This is a genomic window from Stenotrophomonas maltophilia group sp. Smal12 (assembly GCF_037079935.1).
Lineage (GTDB): Bacteria > Pseudomonadota > Gammaproteobacteria > Xanthomonadales > Xanthomonadaceae > Stenotrophomonas > Stenotrophomonas sepilia.
In genome coordinates this window covers 3,954-19,891 of sequence record NZ_JBAWUK010000003.1, presented here as the reverse complement: position 1 = coordinate 19,891, position 15,938 = coordinate 3,954, and the positions used below count along the sequence as shown (strand labels likewise).

General features: G+C 68.1%; 14 protein-coding genes. 8 read left to right on the top strand and 6 right to left on the bottom strand.

Annotation, left to right across the window (positions count from 1 at the left end; all coding sequences use genetic code 11):
- Positions 1-48 precede the first annotated feature (48 nt).
- The 4 genes from dusB to WDC87_RS02135 form a co-directional block, all read right to left on the bottom strand.
- On the bottom strand, positions 49-1,044 hold the full coding sequence (dusB, locus tag WDC87_RS02150; RefSeq protein WP_072167924.1) for a tRNA dihydrouridine synthase DusB: 996 nt from the start codon (positions 1,042-1,044) through the stop codon (positions 49-51).
- Positions 1,045-1,191: 147 nt separating this feature from the next.
- Complete coding sequence (locus tag WDC87_RS02145) at positions 1,192-1,623, bottom strand: hypothetical protein (protein WP_252745165.1); 432 nt, start codon at positions 1,621-1,623, stop codon at positions 1,192-1,194.
- Positions 1,624-1,772: 149 nt separating this feature from the next.
- Positions 1,773-2,738: a ribokinase gene (locus WDC87_RS02140; protein ID WP_088497859.1), complete on the bottom strand. Its 966-nt coding sequence runs from the start codon at positions 2,736-2,738 to the stop codon at positions 1,773-1,775.
- Positions 2,739-2,763: 25 nt separating this feature from the next.
- Positions 2,764-4,062 carry a nucleoside transporter C-terminal domain-containing protein gene (locus WDC87_RS02135; RefSeq protein ID WP_252745166.1) on the bottom strand — a complete coding sequence of 433 codons (1,299 nt, stop codon included), beginning with the start codon at positions 4,060-4,062 and terminating at the stop codon, positions 2,764-2,766.
- Positions 4,063-4,255: 193 nt separating this feature from the next.
- Here WDC87_RS02135 and WDC87_RS02130 point away from each other — a divergent pair, with 193 nt between their 5' ends.
- The 5 genes from WDC87_RS02130 (at position 4,256) to WDC87_RS02110 (ending at position 9,578) form a co-directional block, all read left to right on the top strand.
- Positions 4,256-5,227 (top strand): aldo/keto reductase, encoded by a 972-nt coding sequence (locus WDC87_RS02130; protein WP_072167870.1) that lies wholly within the window; start codon positions 4,256-4,258, stop codon positions 5,225-5,227.
- A 198-nt stretch (positions 5,228-5,425) separates the two neighbouring features.
- Positions 5,426-5,620 (top strand): hemin uptake protein HemP, encoded by a 195-nt coding sequence (locus WDC87_RS02125; RefSeq protein ID WP_005412278.1) that lies wholly within the window; start codon positions 5,426-5,428, stop codon positions 5,618-5,620.
- 153 nt (positions 5,621-5,773) lie between these two features.
- Positions 5,774-7,966, top strand: coding sequence for a TonB-dependent hemoglobin/transferrin/lactoferrin family receptor (locus WDC87_RS02120; RefSeq protein WP_289852700.1), 2,193 nt, complete (start codon positions 5,774-5,776; stop codon positions 7,964-7,966).
- A 4-nt stretch (positions 7,967-7,970) separates the two neighbouring features.
- Entirely contained in the window at positions 7,971-8,570 is a 600-nt protein-coding gene (locus tag WDC87_RS02115; protein ID WP_252745168.1) for a Hemin transport protein, read from the top strand.
- Positions 8,571-8,642: 72 nt separating this feature from the next.
- Positions 8,643-9,578: a DUF6607 family protein gene (locus tag WDC87_RS02110; protein WP_252745169.1), complete on the top strand. Its 936-nt coding sequence runs from the start codon at positions 8,643-8,645 to the stop codon at positions 9,576-9,578.
- 101 nt (positions 9,579-9,679) lie between these two features.
- Here the strand turns inward: WDC87_RS02110 and WDC87_RS02105 are convergent, their stop codons facing one another.
- The gene (locus WDC87_RS02105) at positions 9,680-12,196 is read right to left on the bottom strand and encodes an FtsX-like permease family protein (RefSeq protein WP_252745170.1); all 2,517 of its coding nucleotides are present in this window, start codon (positions 12,194-12,196) and stop codon (positions 9,680-9,682) included.
- Complete coding sequence (locus WDC87_RS02100; protein ID WP_088497863.1) at positions 12,193-12,840, bottom strand: ATP-binding cassette domain-containing protein; 648 nt, start codon at positions 12,838-12,840, stop codon at positions 12,193-12,195. The genes WDC87_RS02105 and WDC87_RS02100 overlap by 4 nt, the downstream gene beginning before the upstream one ends.
- A 75-nt stretch (positions 12,841-12,915) precedes the next feature.
- Between WDC87_RS02100 and WDC87_RS02095 the strand changes: the two genes are divergently transcribed.
- The 3 genes from WDC87_RS02095 (at position 12,916) to WDC87_RS02085 (ending at position 15,786) form a co-directional block, all read left to right on the top strand.
- Positions 12,916-13,560, top strand: a complete 645-nt coding sequence (locus tag WDC87_RS02095) for an arylesterase (RefSeq protein WP_061478363.1) — start codon at positions 12,916-12,918, stop codon at positions 13,558-13,560.
- A gap of 87 nt (positions 13,561-13,647) precedes the next feature.
- The gene (locus tag WDC87_RS02090; protein WP_002811889.1) at positions 13,648-14,361 is read left to right on the top strand and encodes a response regulator transcription factor; all 714 of its coding nucleotides are present in this window, start codon (positions 13,648-13,650) and stop codon (positions 14,359-14,361) included.
- A gap of 153 nt (positions 14,362-14,514) precedes the next feature.
- Positions 14,515-15,786 (top strand): HAMP domain-containing sensor histidine kinase, encoded by a 1,272-nt coding sequence (locus tag WDC87_RS02085; RefSeq protein ID WP_005415333.1) that lies wholly within the window; start codon positions 14,515-14,517, stop codon positions 15,784-15,786.
- Positions 15,787-15,938: the final 152 nt, after the last annotated feature.

The window sequence follows — 15,938 nt, the reverse complement described above, 5'->3', positions numbered from 1 at the left end:
GAGTTCAATTCGGTCGAGCAGGCTCGACGTTGTGACGCGGCAGTGCGGTCAGGCCGCCGAAGGCAGCGCCGGTTCCCCGGCAATCAGGCGGTCGAAGTACTCGGTGGTCAGCGCGATCTGGCTCTGCGGGTCTTCGGCACGGTTGACCACCGCACGGAAGGCGGCGTTCTCCGGCCGGTCCCTGGCATACCAGCCCAGGTGCTTGCGCGCGATGCGCACGCCCTGCGGTTCACCGTAGAACGCGTGCAGCGCATGCAGGTGGCCGAGCAGGATGTCGCGCACTTCGGCCAGCGATGGCGGCGGCAGTTCCTGCCCGGTGGCCAGGTAATGCGCCACTTCGCGGAAGATCCACGGCCGGCCCTGCGCCGAGCGGCCGATCATCACCGCATCCACGCCGGTCTGCTGCAGCACGTAGGCGGCCTTCTGCGGCGAATCGATATCGCCATTGGCGATCACCGGAATGCGCAGCGCGGCCTTGATCTCGCCGATGGTGGCGTACTCGGCCTGGCCGGTGTAATGCTGGTCGCGGGTGCGGCCGTGCACGGCCAGCGCGGCGATGCCGCTGTTTTCGGCAATCCGGGCAATGACGGGCCCATTGCGGTGGTCACAGTCCCAACCGGTGCGGATCTTCAGGGTGACCGGCACGTCCACCGCGTTGACCACGGCTTCGAGGATGCGCGCCACCAGCTGCTCGTCGCGCATCAGCGCCGAGCCGGCCCAGGCGTTGCACACCTTCTTGGCCGGGCAGCCCATGTTGATGTCGATGATCTGCGCGCCGTGGTCGACGTTGTAGCGCGCGGCTTCGGCCAGCTGCTGCGGCTCGGTGCCGGCGATCTGTACGCTGATCGGTGCCGGTTCGCCGTCATGGTCCATGCGGTGGATCGACTTGCGCGTGTTCCAGAAGCGCGGGTCGCTGATGGTCATTTCCGAGGCGGCCAGTCCCGCGCCCAGCCGTTTGCACAGCAGGCGGAAGGGCTTGTCGGTGACGCCGGCCATGGGCGCCAGCACGACGTTGGGGGCAATGGTGTACGGGCCGATCTGCATGCGCCCATTGTAGAGCGCGGGCGCGGCCTGGGCGGTGTCGGCGGGCCCCGGGTTCAGGCCGATCGGCACCGACCTCATGCCGTACCGGCATCAGCAGATGCTTGACGGTTGCTTCCGCCGCCCCCAAGGGCGGGCGATGGTAGGTGGCTAACCCAGGCTCTGCCAGGCCTGGCGGGTACCCAGGGCGAAGGCCAGCCCCAGGCCCAGGCAGGCCAGCGAACTGACCACCCAGAAGCGCCGGCCGTTGTACCCCGGCCGGAACAACGCCAGGCCGAAGCCCATCGCGGCGCGCAGCAGCAGCAAGGCAGCGATGGCGGGCAGGACCAGGCGACTGGCCGGCAGTGGCGAATGCCAGCCCGCGGCGGCCAGTGCGTACAGGGTCCAGGCCACCAGCAAGGCAGTGATGCCGGCGGTCATCAGCGGTGGCCACCAGTGCCCCGCATGCGCGAGCCGGACCACGCGCTGGCCGGCACCGAAGTATCTGTACCACGCGGCGCCGAAGCCGATGCAGCCGATATGCAGCAGCGCCGCAGCGGCACTGCCTGCGGCCGCGACCAGCAACCAGGGGAATCCGTCCATGTCCTGCCCGTGCAAGGAAGCTGCGCGGATCGTGAGCGAGGGGCAGGATGTGGGCAATGCGACAGGCGGTCGCAGGGGCTGGGCAATGGGCAAAAGAAAGGCCCAGGTGCCTGTACACCCGGGCCTTGTCATCCACGCGTGGCGTGGAATTACTTGGCTTCGGCGTCGGCCGGGGTGAAGCGCGGCATTGCCGCTGCAGCGCCTTCCTTCTCGGTCGAGCGACCGGCGAACTGGTTGGCAAAGCGCACGTGGCGGGCGAACGGGGCGTCGGCCACCTGCGCCAGCGACGCGGCCAGCGCACCGTTGAAGGCATCACCGGCACCGGTGGTGTCGATGGCCTGCACCTGCTCGGCGCCGACGCGGTAGTACGGCTGGCTATCGCCGCGCAGGTTCTCGTCGGCATGCGAGACGAACACGCCCACCGAACCCAGGGTCACCACCACGGTACCGTTGCCGACCAGCTTGCGGCAGAGCGCATGCAGGCTGGCGCCATCCAGCGCGGCGACATCGTTGGCATCCACGCGCTCACCGACATGGCGGCCGAGCAGCGCGGCGAACTCGGTCTCGTTCGGGGTGATCACATCGGCCAGCTTGAGCAGGCCGATGGTCGAGGGCGCGTCGGCCGGTGCGGTGTTGAGCACGGTGGTGACACCGGCCTCGCGGGCCGTGGCCAGCGCCGCTTCGATGGTCTGCACCGGCGATTCCAACTGTACCAGCACTACCTTGGCGCCGGTCAGCAATGCCTGCTGCTGTTGCAGGAAGTCGGTGCTGAGCGCGGCGTTGGCGCCCGGGCCGATCACGATGGTGTTGCGGCCACGCGCGTCCACGTAGATGCCCGCAGTGCCGGTCGGCTCGCTGCTGGCTTCGGCAATCAGGCCGAAGCCATCGTGCGCGGCCAGTTCGCGTGCGGTGGCGCCGCCGGCGTCATCGCCCAGCGCGCACACGAAGTGCGTGTCGGCGCCGGCGCGGCAGGCCGCGACCGCCTGGTTGAAGCCCTTGCCACCGGGGCCGGTGCTGTAGCGGCCGGCAATGGTCGCACCCGGTGCCGGCAGCGACTCGCACCGCCACACGTGATCGACATTGAAGGAACCGACGACAACGACACTGCTGCTCATAGGAAATCTTTTCTCAACCAGGGGTTCAACTGAAGTGCGTCAGCACGCCGGCGATGGTCGCCGTCATGAAGGTGGCAATGGTACCGCCCAACACCGCGCGCAGGCCGAACTTGGCCAGATCGTGGCGACGTTCCGGCGCCAGGCCGCCGATGCCGCCGATCTGGATCGCGATCGAGCTGAAGTTGGCAAAGCCGCACAGCGCGTAGGTGGCGATCAGGCGACCTTCGTCGGACAGGCTCACGCCCGCCACCTGGCCGTTCACGATCTGCGACAGCTCGGTGTAGGCCACGAACTCGTTGATCACGACCTTCTGGCCGATCAGCGAACCGACGGTGGTGGCATCAGCCCACGGGGTACCGATCACCCAGGCAATCGGGGCCAGCACGTAACCGAAGATGGTCGACAGGTTGGTCGGCTTGCCGATGGCAGCGGCAAGGCCGGTCACATCGCCGATCCAGGTCAGCGGGGCGTTCAGCAGCGCGATCAGGGCGATGAAGGCCAGCAGCATCGCGCCGATGTTCAGCGCCAGCTTCAGGCCGTCAGCGGCACCGGCAGCGGCCGCGTCGATGATGTTGCTGGAGGTCTTCTCGACTTCCATCTTCACCGTGCCGCGGGTCAGCGGGGTGCCCGTTTCCGGAATCAGCAGCTTGGCCACGACCAGGGTGGCCGGTGCGGCCATGATGCTCGCCGCCAGCAGGTGCTTGGCGTAGAAGGCCTGCTGCACCGGGTCGCCGCCGCCGAGCATGCCCACGTAGGCCGCCAGCACGCCGCCGGCGATGTGGGCCATGCCGCCGATCATCATGGTCAGCAGCTCGGACTGGGTCATCCTGGCGATGTACGGGCGCACGGTCAGCGGCGCCTCGGTCTGGCCGATGAAGACGCTGGCGCAGACGCTGGTGGTTTCCGCGCCGGACACGCGCATCACCTTGGTGATCGACCAGGCCATCACGCGCACGATCGCCTGCATGACGTTGAGGTGGTACATGACCCCCATCAGCGCCGAGAAGAAGATGATGGTCGGCAGCACCTGGAAGGCGAAGATGAAGCCGTAGTTCTTGGTGTCCATCAACGAGCCGAAGATGAAGCCCGAACCCTCGTTGACGAAGCTCAGGACCTTGACGAAGCCCTTGCCCAGCGCATCGAACACGTCGCGCCCGCCCGGCACCAGGATCACCAGCGCCGCGAAGGCGATCTGCAGGGTGATACCGGTGGCAACCAGCTTCCAGTCAACCGCACGCTTGTTGTTGGAAAACAACCAGGTGATGCCGATCAGCACCGCCAACCCGAACAGGCCGAAGCCGATCCTGCCCAAACCTTCGACCATGTGAGTGACTCCCCTGGGGCGTCGCGAAAAACGGGAAGCCTAGTGCAGGGCAGGGGCCGGGGCAAGAAAAAGCAGCGTGCGCGCGCCCATCGGTACCGATCAGGCCAGCAACGGCAAGGGCTTGCGGCCGGCGGCGGCAGGTAGAATGGGGCTCGATCCCGGCCCGGATGCGGGCCCGCAGCAGGAGATTCGCATGCAATACCGCCGCCTGGGCTCCACCGGCCTGCCGATTTCCGCCCTGTCCTTCGGCGCCTGGGTGACCTTCGGTGACCAGATCCCACGCGACGAGGCCCGCAACCTGGTGGCTGCCGCCTGGGACCACGGCGTCAACTTCTTCGACAACGCCGAGGGCTATGCCAACGGCCGCGCCGAACAGGTGATGGGCGATGTGATCGCCGACCTGCGCCTGCCGCGCGACGGCATCTGTGTCTCCAGCAAGGTGTTCTTCGGCAGCGCCAGGGACCCACGGCCAACCCAGCGCGGCCTGTCGCGCAAGCATGTGACCGACGCCTGCCATGCCGCGCTCAAGCGCCTGCGGGTGGACTACCTGGACCTTTATTACTGCCATCGCCCGGATCCGGACGCGCCGATCGCCGAGACCGTGCATGCCATGGATACGCTGGTGCGGCAGGGCAAGATCCTCTACTGGGGGACCTCGGAGTGGTCGGCGATGCAGATCCAGCAGGCGCTGGACATCGCCGAAGCACGCAACCTGCAGGGCCCGTCGATGGAGCAGCCGCAGTACAACCTGCTGCACCGCGAACGCGTCGAGGTCGAGTATGCGCCGCTGTATGCCAGTGCCGGCCTGGGCACCACCATCTTCTCGCCGCTGGCCTCGGGCCTGCTGACCGGCAAGTACGACCAGGGCATTCCGGCCGATGCGCGGCTGGGCCGCGAGGGCATGGAATGGCTGCAGGCGCTGGTGCTGGGTGACGACTCCGAGGCCCGCCTGGCCCAGGTGCGCCGCTTCAGCGAAGCAGCGCGTGAGCTGGGCCACGCCCCGGCCACGCTGGCGATTGCCTGGTGCCTGCGCAATCCGAACGTCTCCAGCGTGATCCTCGGCGCCAGCCGGGTCAGCCAGCTGCTGCAGAACCTGCAGGCGCTGGAGGTGCTGGAGCAGGTCGATGCGGCTGGCTGGGCGCAGGTCGAGGCCGCCTTCGCCTGAACCCCGGGGCCGACCGGGCCTGGGCCTCGGTCGGGCCGGCTCGGGCTCGTGCCTCGGTAGAGTCGCGATTTGATTGACGGGATCTATCGAATTGCAGAATTCGATCATTAATCACATCAATCAAATTGAGAATGGTTGTTGATTGTCAACTGAGAATCATTATCATTTGACTCGTCCCTCGCACGAGTCCAGATGCTCATGAATGCTCAACCTGTACTGCTGCGCCCCGAAACGCTGACCCTCCGCGATCGTCCGGTCCGTGTCGTTCCGCCGGAAGAGGTCATCGACAGCGAAGCCCTGCTCAAGGGCCGTCGTGAAATCCTGATCCAGCACGGCGACCGCTTCTACCGCCTGCGGCACACCAGCAACGACAAGCTGATCCTGACCAAGTAACCGCGGCCTGGTCGCCCGCCTCCCTCCCTCCTGCCGGCAGCGCCGGCAGGGTGGGCGACCCGTCCGCGCCCGCTCTCTCCCCCTCGGTCTACCGCGTGCACCTCCCGGGTGTGCCGGTAACCGGGGGTTCCCCTGCCTGACCGAACGAACCCGATGACCCGCCCTACCGCCCTTTGCCTCGCCGTCTGGATGGCCCTCCCCCTGTCCGCCCATGCTGCCGCCGCGGCCACCGCCGCGCCCGATGCGCGCGACTTCGACCGCGTGCAGGTCACCGCCACCCGCACCGAGCGGGCAGTGAGTGACGTGGCGGCCACCGTCGATGTCATCGACCGCGAGCAGATGGACCGGCACCTGGTGCAGGACATCAAGGATCTGCTGCGCTACGAGCCGGGCCTGTCGGTCAGCCGCAGCGCCGCGCGCTTCGGCCTTGGCAGCATCCGCATCCGTGGCCTGGACGGCAACCGCGTGCGCGTGCAGACCGATGGCATCGCCATGCCCACCAGCTTCAACATCGGCTCGTTCTCCAACGCCAACCGCAACTTCACCGATCTGGACACGCTCAAGCGCGTGGAGATCGTGCGTGGCCCGGCCAGTTCGCTGTACGGTTCCGACGCGCTCGGGGGTGTAGTGGCCTTCGTCACCAAGGATCCGGCCGACTACCTGAAGGATGGCAAGGACAGCTACGTCGGCCTGAAGTTCGGCTACGACGGTGAGTGGAAGGGCCTGCTCGGCGGCGTGACCGGCGCGTTCGGCGGCGAACACTGGAGCGGCATGATCAACATCAACCATCGCCAGGGCCAGGAAACCGGCAACAAGGGCGATGTGCGCAGCCTCGACAACACCCGGACCGCGCCCAACCCGCAGGACCGCGACGGTCGCAGTGGCCTGGCCAAGCTGGTCTATGCACCGAGCGAGGACCAGCGCCTCCGCCTGACCGTGGAAGGCAACGAAGACACCACCGATACCAACGTGCTGTCCTCGATCGACCGTACCACCACCACCGGCATGAAAGCGCGCGACACGCAGAACCGCACCCGCGTGTCGTTCGCCCATGAAATGGATGCGCTGGACAAGGTCTTCGCCGACAGCCTGCATTGGCAGCTGTATACCCAGCACAGCGAGACCAACCAGGTCACCGACGAAGACCGCGCCAACCGCAGCCGCCGCCACCGCGAGTTCAATTTCGACCAGCGCGTTTACGGCTTGCAGGCGCAGTTCAACAAGGCGTTCAGCACCGGCAGTGTCGAACATGCGCTCACCTACGGCTTCGAAGGCGCGCGTACCGAGATCCGCCAGAAGCGCGATGGCTATCAGGTTCTGGCCAATGGCCAGACCAGCACTACCATCCTGCCTGACGCCTTCCCGGTACGCGATTTCCCGATCAGCAAGACCACCGAGCTGGGCCTGTATGCGCAGGATGAAATGCGCATGGCGGGCGGCAAGCTGTCGCTGGTGCCGGGCGTGCGCGTGGATCGCTACGAGCTGAAGCCGGAAGTGGACAGCATCTTCGCCGACGACAATCCCGGCGTTGCGGTGGCCAGGCTGACCAAGACCAGCGTCTCGCCGAAGCTGGGCATGGTCTATCGCTTCACCGACGAATGGTCGCTGTTCGCCGGCTACTCGCATGGTTTCCGTTCGCCGCCGTACAACGACGTCAACCTGGGCTTCACCAACTTCGCCTTCGGTTACACCGCCATCCCCAATCCGGACCTGAAGCCGGAAACCAGCGACGGCCTGGAGCTGGGCCTGCGCTTCCTGTCACCGGCCGCCTACGTCAGTGTCAGCGGCTACTACAACGAGTACAAGGACTTCATCGAGTCGCAGTCGCTGGTCGGTACCAACGCGCAGGGCCTGATGGTGTTCCAGTCGCGCAACATCGCCGATGCGCGCATCTACGGCGCCGAACTGAAGGCTGGCGTTGACTTCGGCCAGATCAACCCGGCGCTCCAGGGTTGGGCGCTGCGCAGCTCGGTGGCCTGGTCGCGCGGTGACAACAAGACCGAGGACACGCCGCTGGATTCGGTCGACCCGCTGCGCAGCACCGTCGGCCTGATGTACGACACCGACGCCTGGGGCGTCGAACTGGCCGGTACCTTCGTCAAGCGCAAGGACCGCGTCACTGCAGCGACGGTGTATCGCCCGGCCGGCTACGGCGTGGCCGACCTGATGGCGCACTGGAACTTCGCCCCGGGCGCGACCTTCAACGTCGGCGTGTTCAACCTGGGCGACAAGCGCTACATCGATTGGTCCAATGTGGGTTCGACGCTGTCGCCGACCAGCCGCGTGCTGGATCGCTACACCAGCCCGGGCCGCACTCTTTCCGCCAGCCTTGCCGTTTCCTGGTGACCCCATGAGCCAAGCCTTGTCCGCACGCAGGAATGACGCCATCGCCGTGCAGGGCAGCGCGGCCTGGCCGACCCCGGCACAGCTGGCCACGCTCGGCACTGTGTTGTGCCTGTACCACGCCGACGGCAACGAGCTGGGGGGCTGGCGCCAGGCGGTGCGCGTGCACGCCTGCCAGGGCGTGGACAGCGAGGGCATACGCGAAAGCCTGTGTTTCCTTGATGCCCGCGGCCGCTGCGTGTGGCGCCTGTACCTGCTGCCCGACAGCGATTTCCTGGCCTGGGACCGGCTGGTCGCGGCGCTGCCGCCGGGCCCGGAGCACGACAGCGATGGCAGTGTCGGCGAACGCCTGTGGCGGCGCCTGGCCGGCCATCTCGGTGGCCAGCGCTGGCGACTGTGTGCGCTGCGCCTGCATGCCGCGGACGAGGGCCGCACGCTGGCGGCCAGCCTGTCGACGTTGTCCTCGCTGGGCGCAGCCACCACGCGTCGCATCGCGCGGCTGGAGGGTGCCGAAGGCGAGCTGGCGATCGACGATTGCTGCTGCGCCGACGCCGCGCGCCGGCCGACACCGCGTATTCCCGGCGACCTGCCGCTGATCCGCCTGTGATCCTTTCCTGATGGAACGCCCGACGGCCATGGACGGCCTCTCAACGAACCTGCAACCCCGAAGGAAGACCCGATGAAGTTCCAGACAGCCAGCGTCATGCTGCTGCTCGCTGCCAGCGGCGTGGCCAGCGCGCAGCCCTCCGACATCGCCCGCGACCACGACAGCATCCTGGCCATGCAGGGCGAGTACACCGTCGACTTCGCGTTCGACGAGACCGTGCTGCTCAAGCCCGGCTACGAGCGTGCGCCGGCGATGCGAAGCGGCGGCAGCGAAGTGGTCATCGTGGTCGAGGACACCCCGCAGCGCATCGTGCTGCAGCACCTGTTGCTCGATGAGAAGAGCGGCCACATCACCAAGCACTGGCGCCAGGACTGGGTCTACGAAGCGCCCAGCCGTTTCGAGTTCAGCGCCGATCAGACCTGGCAGGTACGCCGCATTCCCGCAGCGGTGAACCAGGGCGCCTGGACCCAGTGCGTGTATGAAGTGAGCGATGCACCGCGCTACTGTGGCACCGGCAAATGGACGTACACCAACAACGTGCCGAGCTGGACCAGCGACCTGAGCTGGCGCCCGTTGCCGCGTCGTGAGTACACCAAGCGCAGCGACTACAACGCGCTGGCCGTGGTCAACCGCCACACGCTCACGCCCAATGGCTGGACCCACGAGCAGTTCAACACCAAGGTGCAGCGCAACGCCGACGGCAGCCAGGTGGAGATCGCCCGCGAGTTCGGCTTCAACGACTACGTCAAGACAACCGAGGTCGACTTCACCCCGGCGCGTGACTACTGGAAGGCCACTGCCGGTTACTGGGCCAAGGTGCGCCAGCGCTGGGACGGCTTCCTCGGCCAGGCCCCGGGCGTGCACCTGAAGACCAAGCTCGATGGCATGGCGATGATCATTCCGCTGTTCACCCAGGCCGAAGCGATCCAGTCCGGCAAGCAGGTGAAGGACGCGCAGATCGACGAGGTCTTCGCCAAGTACGTGGAAAAGGCGCCCAAGGAAGGCTGATCGCCGCGATGGAGATGGGTGCCGGGCGTACCCGGCACCGCATCCACCGGCTGCCGGTGGGGCCGGGCTTGCTCGGCACGCCATCCGGAGGCGCAACCGCCTCAGGCCTCACGCAACGCCAGTGCCGGCGGCGTATGCAGGATCGCCCGCGTACCCCACCAACCCGCCAACAGGCTCAAGCCGATGCCGACTACGCCGCCGATCAGCAGCCCTGGCCACGGCGGCAGCAACGGCAGCTCGAACACCTTCTGCGAGACCGCCACGCCGATCGCAGCGGCCGCGCCCACCGCCAGCATCGCCGCCAGCGTGCCCAGCGCACCGAACTCCACCAGCACCGCACCGCGCAGCTGGCGCCGGGTCGCGCCCAGCGTGCGCAGCACCGCGCTGTCGTAGCGACGCTCGCCGGCCGTGGCCTGCAACGCGGCCAGCAGCAGCAGCACACCAGCCAGCAGGCTGAACACCATCACCAGCTGCACCGCCTGCGCCACCCGCTCCATCACATCGCGCACCTGCGAGATCACCGCGTCCACGTCCAGCAGCGACAGGTTCGGCTGCGCACGCACCAGTTCGCCCAGCCCGGCCGCCTTGCCGGCCGGCAGGTGGAAGGCCGACAGCAGGTTGTGCGGGGTGTCACCCACGGCGTTGGGGTTCAACAGCACGAAGAAGTTGGGCCGGAAGGTGTTCCAGTCCGCCTTGCGCACGCTGGTGACGGTGAACTCGCGTTCCTGCTCGCCCACTGCAATGGTGATGCGATCGCCCGGGTACACGCCGTAACGCTTGGCCCAGCCGATCTCCACTGACGCCTCGGGCGCCGTGCTGTCGGGCGTCCAGAACGTGCCGTTGACCAGCGTATTGGCCGGCGGGAAGCTGCTGCGCCAGCTGAAGTTCAACGGCCGGTTTTCATCATCATCCTCACGCTGGCCTTCGCCCTGCGACGGCTGCCCGTCCTGCGAAGGCGTACGGTCTACGCGCAGCGGCGGCTTGCCGTTGATCGCGATCAGGCGGCCGGTCGCCATCGGTTCGATGCTGGCGTCGCCGGCGCCCAGTCCACGCAATGCGGCCAGCACACTGTCGCGCTGCTCGGGCTGGATGTTGATCAGGAAGTAATTCGGCGTATCCGCAGGCAGTCGCTCGCGCCATTGCTGCAGCAGGCCGGGGCCGGTCACTGCCAGCAGCAGCAACGCGCACAGCGACAGCGACAGCCCGACCAGCTGCATCACCGCGAGCAGGCGGCGCCGGGTCAGCGCGGCCAGGCCCAGCCGCCAGTTGCCATGCAGGCGGTGCTGCAGGCCGCGCAGCAGCTGCAGCAGCACGAAGCCGACCGCACCGGCCGCCAGCGCCAGCGCGGCCAGGCCGCCCAGCACCCACAGCGCCAGCTTCAGGTCGCCGGTGACTTGTACCGCCAGCAGCAGGCTGGCTGCCAGCGCTGCCACATAGGCCAGCAGTGACGCCGGCGGCAGGGCGGCGAAGGAACGGTTGAGCACGCGCATCGGCGGCACCCCACGCAGGCGCAGCAGCGGCGGCAGGCTGAAGCCGAACAGCAGCAGCAGGCCGATGCCGGCGCCGGTCAGCGCAGGCATCGCCTCGGGCAACGGCAGGCGCTGCGGCACCAGGCTGCCCAGTACCTGCACCAGGCCTTCCTGCGCGGCCATGCCCAGGCCGATGCCGAGCGCACAGGCCGGCACCGCCAGCATCAGCAGCTGCAGTGCCAGGCCCAGCAGGATGTCGCGCTGGCGCGCACCCAGGCAGCGCAGGATCGCCACCTGGTCGATGCGGCGCAGGGCGAAGCGGTTGGCCGCCAGCGCCGTGGCCACGCCGGCCAGCAGTACCGCCAGCAGCGCGCTCAGGCCGAGGAAGCGGCCGGCCAGGTCGAAGGCCTGGCGCACGCCGCGCTGGGTGTCATCCACGCTCAGCAGGCGCAGGCCTTTCACCTGCGGCAGCAACCACTGGCGCAGCGCGGCAACCTGATCGGCTGGTCCGGCGAACATCAGCCGGTAGTTGATGCGGCTGCCCGGGCCGAGCAGTCCCGTGCCGTCCACGTCGGCGCGGTTGACCAGCAGGGTGGGGGAGAGCGTCAGCAGGTCGCCACCGGTGTCGGGCTCGGCCTCGATGATGCCGGCGATGCGCAGCGTGCCGGCGCCGAACTCGAGATCATCGCCGGCCTTCAGCCCGAGCCCCTGCAGAAGGCGTGGGTCGGCATAGGCCTGGCCCTTGGGTGGCATGCCGGCATCGGTGATCAGCGCCCCGCCGGGCGTGGCCCGTACCCGCAGCGTGCCGCGCAGTGGATAGCCCGCCTGCACCGCCTTGATGCTGGCCATCTGGCTGGCATCGCCGTTGAACAGCACGCTGCCGAAGCTGGCGATGCGGGTGTAGGCCAGTCCACGCCGTTGTGCCTCGTCGGCGAATGCCTGCGGCGGGTCATCACGCCCGGCGATGCCGAGATCGCCACCGAGCATTTCCGCCGCGCTGCCGGTCAGCGCCAGGTTGACCCGGTTCACCAGCGTGCCCACCGCGGTCATTACCGCCACGCCCAGCACCAGTGCGGCGAACACGGTGAGCAGGTCGCCGGCCAGCGCCTCGCGGCGCAGTGCGCGCCACGCGTGGCGCAGCACGTTCATGCCTGTGCCCCACGCTCGACCGGCAGCAGGCGGCCGTCATCGATGCGGTGGATGTACTGGCAACGCTGCGCCAGGCGCAGGTCGTGGGTGACCAGTACCAGGGTGGTGCCGCTGCCGGCGTTGAGTTCGAACAGCAGGTCGCTGACGTGCTGGCCGGTGGCATGGTCCAGCGATCCCGTCGGTTCGTCGGCGAACAGGATGCGCGGGCGGGTGACGAAGGCTCGCGCCAGTGCAACGCGCTGCTGCTCGCCACCGGACAGCTGGCGCGGGTAGTGGCGGGCACGATGGGAGAGGCCGACCTGGGCCAACACTTCATCGACCCGCGCGCGATCCTCGCGCCCGGCCAGCTCCAGTGGCAACGCGACGTTCTCGGCGGCGGTCAGCGCCGGCAGCAGATGGAAGCTCTGGAACACGAAGCCGACCTCGCGCGCGCGCAGCTGGGCCCGCGCCTCTTCATCGAGGCCGCCCAGGTCCTGGCCCGACAGCGCAATGCGGCCGCGGCTGGGCAGGTCCAGCCCGGCCAGCAGGCCGAGCAGGGTGGTCTTGCCCGAACCGGAAGCGCCGACGATGGCCGCGCTGGTGCCTTCATGGACGGTCAGGGTGATGTTGTCCAGTATGTGGACTTCACCCTCCGGGCCCTGCACGGATTTGCCGACCTGGTCGACGGCGATGGCGACGGGCGCGTTGCGGGGGGACAGGCTGTCGATGAGGAGACTCCAATGCGCAAGACGGGATGGAGCCGGCGAGCCGGCGCGATGATGGTGCTGCTGCTAGGGTTCCTGCTGTTGCCGGGGCTGGCCTGTGCCAAAGGTCCGGCCGGCACCGTGCTGGTGCTCGGCGACAGCCTCAGTGCCGCCCACAATATCCCCGCCGACGCCGGCTGGGTCAGCTTGCTGCAACAGCGGGTCAGGCAGCAGTCGAAAACCCCGGCGCGCATCGTCAACGCCAGCATGAGCGGGGAAACCACCGCCGGCGCGCTGACCCGCCTGCCGGGCCTGCTGGCCAGGGAGAAGCCGACCGTGGTGGTGATCGCGCTGGGCGGCAATGACGCGCTGCGCGGGCTGACTCCGGCGCAGGTGCAGGGCAACCTGGGAAAAATGGTGCAGGCCAGCCAGAAGGCCGGCGCCAAGGTGCTGCTGCTGGGCATCGACGTGCCCCCCAACTACGGACCGGCCTACCGCCAGCGCCTGGCCGCGGCCTACAAGGCGCTGGCCACGCAGTACAAGGTGCCGCTGCTGCCGTTCCTGCTGGAGGGCGTGGCCCTGCAGCCGGGCATGATGCAGGCCGACGGCCTGCATCCCACGGCGCAGGCGCAGCCGAAGGTGCTGGACAACGTCTGGCCGCTGCTCCGGCCACTGCTCTGAACCGTTTGTGTACCTCTTGACGGAACTTCACATCGCGTCCACCGTCGATCCGGCATGTTTCACAAAGCTGAAGTTAGAGGGAATCACATGCGTCAGACGAAGGAGACCTCCGGCTTGGTGCTGGTGGTCGAAGACAACCGCAACATCTCCGAGATGATCGGGGAATACCTGGAAGGTCGCGGCTTCGAAGTCGACTATGCACAGGACGGCCTGGATGGCTACCGTCTCGCGGCGGAGAACAGCTATGACGTCGTGGTGCTCGATCTCATGTTGCCGCGCCTGGATGGCATCGAAGTGTGCCGTCGCTTGCGCAACGATGCGCGCAAGTCCACGCCGGTGCTGATGCTCACGGCACGCGACACGCTGGACGACAAGCTCACCGGCCTCGGGTTCGGCGCCGATGACTACCTGACCAAGCCGTTCGCGATCCAGGAGCTGGAAGCCCGCCTGCGCGCGCTGATCCGTCGCGAACGCCGCCAGGTCGGTTCGGAGGTGCTGAAGGTCGCCGACCTGGTCCTCGATCCGGTCAGCATGCGGGCTACCCGTGCCGGCACCGAGCTGCAGCTGTCGCCGATCGGCCTGCGCCTGCTGACCATCCTGATGCGCGAATCGCCGCGCGTGGTCACCCGCCAGGAGATCGAACGCGAGATCTGGGGCAATGGCCTGCCGGATTCGGACACCCTGCGCAGCCATCTGTACAACCTGCGCAAGATCATCGACAAGCCGTTCGACCGTCCGCTGCTGCACACCGTGCAGAGCGCCGGCTACCGCATTGCCGATATTGCCCAGCCGATGGCCTGATCGGGGCCCGGCCTGTGCAGCATCAGGCCCGGCCGGGCAACGACCCCGCACCGGGCACGGATGACCGGCCGGCGTTGCCGCCGGTCAGCGTCCGTGCACGACTACGGCGCAGTGCGCTGCCTATAATCGCAGCGCTCTGACCGGGACCCCGCAATGCCGCACGGCCTGCCGCGCAAGATCCGTATCGCCTTCATCCTGCAGGCAGTCCTGGCCAGCCTGGGCATCCTGCTCGGTGCCTGGCTGGTCTCGCTGGTGATCAAGCACAGCCTGGTCGGCGCCGCCCTGCGCGAGGAAGCGGCCTATTACTGGACGTTGCACGAGGCGTCGCCGGTGCAGCCGCCGCCCAACACCCACAACATCCGCGGCTACCTGCTGGAAAGCGGGCAGTCGGCACTGTCATTGCCGGCCAACCTGCGCACCCTGGAGCCTGGCTTCCACGAGCTGCCCCAGGACGACCAGCTGGTGCTGGTCGACGTGCGGCCTGCCGGTCGCCTGTACCTGGTGTTCCTGCGCTCGCGCGCGGAGATGCTGGCGTTCTGGTTCGGCATCGTGCCGGTGCTGCTGACCCTGTTGGCGGTGTATGGCGCCAGCTGGGTCACCTACCGTGCCTCCAAACGACTGGTGTCGCCGGTGAACTGGCTGGCGCGGCGCGTCTCGCGCTGGGACCCGGGCCACCCCGAAGCGGCCGATCTGGAGCCGAACAAGCTGCCGGCGGACATGCAGGGCGAGACCCGCCAGCTGGCGGCCGCACTGCATTCGCTGGCCAACCGGGTCAGCGCGCACGTGGCGCGCGAGCGCAACTTCACCCGTGATGCCAGCCATGAGCTGCGCACGCCGTTGACCGTCATCCGCGTGGCCAGCGACATGGCCCTGGGCGATGAAACCCTGCAGCCGCGCCTGCGCCGCAGCCTGCAGCGCATCCAGCGTGCAGGCCGCGACATGGAAGCGGTGATCGACGCGTTCCTGATCCTGGCCCGCGAGGCCGATGTCGAACCGCAGATCGAGCTGTTCGACGTCAACGACATCGTTCGCTACGAGGTGGACAACGCCAACGAGCTGCTGGGCAACCGGCCCGTATCGGTGCACCTGCACGGCGAAGGCCCGGTACAGCTGCACGCACCGCCGCGGGTGCTGCAGGTGGTGGTCAGCAACCTGGTGCGCAATGCCTGCAGCTACACCGACGAAGGGCGTATCGACGTGCACGTGCTCAATGACCGGGTGGTGGTGCGCGATACCGGCATCGGCATGTCCGCCGAGGCGCTGTCGCGCGCGTTTGAACCGTTCTACCGCGCCGAGCCGAGCCGCCCGCAGGGCACCGGCCTGGGCCTGTCGATCGTGCGCCGGCTGTGCGACCGCTTCGGCTGGAAGGTCAGCCTGGCCAGCGAGCCGGGCAAGGGCACCGAGGCCACGGTGATCTTCCGGTAGAGGGATTTTGCCGGGCTGCGCCCGGCACCCGCCGAGACAACATCAACATCAAAAGCGGGCATTCCGTGGAATGGCGGGGCGGTGTGGGTTTGCAGGACACGCCGTAAACCCGTCCATGGGGGCTCGATGGCGCCATCCATGGCGCCAACGGT